The 1,577-nt window shown below is 56.4% G+C and carries 1 rRNA gene; it reads left to right on the forward strand.

From position 1 onward, the window contains the following. Positions 1 to 554: 554 nt before the first annotated feature. Positions 555 to 1,577: ribosomal RNA gene (locus H7J93_RS09685) — 23S ribosomal RNA — on the forward strand; the annotation flags it as partial.

Here is a 1,577-nt window from a genome sequence, read left to right on the forward strand (position 1 = left end):
TAGCCGTACCGGAAGGTGCGGCTGGATCACCTCCTTTCTAAGGAGCACCATTTCATTCCCCCACCCCCGCATCGTGTGGGATCAGTGTGGTTGGGAGATCAGTGCCGGGGCCTGTAGTGGGTGCTCGGTCGGTGCACGACAAACGTTGAACCGCAACGGGATTGAGCTTCGGCTGCAATTGCGGTGAGGAACTGCCAGACACACTATTGGGCTTTGAGACAACAGGCCCGTTGTTCCCTGGCCACTGTGTGTGGTGGGAGGCGTGTTGTTGCCCCGTCTTTGGTGGTGGGGTGTGGTGTTTGATTTGTGGATAGTGGTTGCGAGCATCTAGCGCGCAGGGCTGCTGGCTCTCTTTGTGGGGGTTGGTGGTTTTTGTGTGTGTAGATAATGCAATTTTTGATTCTTCCGAGAATTTTTAACTGTTTTGTGTTGTAAGTGTTTTAGGGCGCATGGTGGATGCCTTGGCACTGGGAGCCGATGAAGGACGTGGGAGGCTGCGTTATGCCTCGGGGAGCTGTCAACCGAGCGTGGATCCGAGGATTAACTGTTTTGTGTTGTAAGTGTTTTAGGGCGCATGGTGGATGCCTTGGCACTGGGAGCCGATGAAGGACGTGGGAGGCTGCGTTATGCCTCGGGGAGCTGTCAACCGAGCGTGGATCCGAGGATGTCCGAATGGGGAAACCCGGCACGAGTGATGTCGTGTCACCCAACGCTGAATATATAGGCGTTGGGGGGGAACGCGGGGAAGTGAAACATCTCAGTACCCGTAGGAAGAGAAAACAAGTGTGATTCCGTGAGTAGTGGCGAGCGAAAGCGGAGGATGGCTAAACCGCGTGCATGTGATACCCGGCGGGGGTTGTGTGTGCGGTGTTGTGGGGCCTCTCAGTACCCGTAGGAAGAGAAAACAAGTGTGATTCCGTGAGTAGTGGCGAGCGAAAGCGGAGGATGGCTAAACCGCGTGCATGTGATACCCGGCGGGGGTTGTGTGTGCGGTGTTGTGGGGCCTGTGTTCTTCGATCCGCCGGTCGGAGCAGCAGTGAGAAAAGCTCGTGTTAGGTGAAGTGGTCTGGGATGGCCTGCCGTAGTGGGTGAGAGCCCCGTAACTGAAAACACGTGCTCTGTTGTCATAGTGTCCCCGAGTAGCAGCGGGCCCGTGGAATCTGCTGTGAATCTGCCGGGACCACCCGGTAAGCCTGAATACTTCCCAGTGACCGATAGCGGATTAGTACCGTGAGGGAATGGTGAAAAGTACCCGAAAAGTACCCCGGGAGGGGAGTGAAAGAGTACCTGAAACCGTGTGCCTACAATCCGTCAGAGCCCTCGAGTAATCGTGGGGTGATGGCGTGCCTTTTGAAGAATGAGCCTGCGAGTCAGGGACATGTCGCGAGGTTAACCCGGGTGGGGTAGCCGCAGCGAAAGCGAGTCTGAATAGGGCGTATCCAAACAACAGTGTTTGGTGTAGTGGTGTGTTCTGGACCCGAAGCGGAGTGATCTACCCATGGCCAGGGTGAAGCGCGGGTAAGACCGCGTGGAGGCCCGAACCCACTTAGGTTGAAGACTGAGGGGATGAGTTGTGG

Origin of the sequence: Mycobacterium barrassiae, assembly GCF_025822765.1 — a bacterium.
Taxonomy (GTDB): Bacteria; Actinomycetota; Actinomycetes; order Mycobacteriales; family Mycobacteriaceae; genus Mycobacterium; species Mycobacterium barrassiae.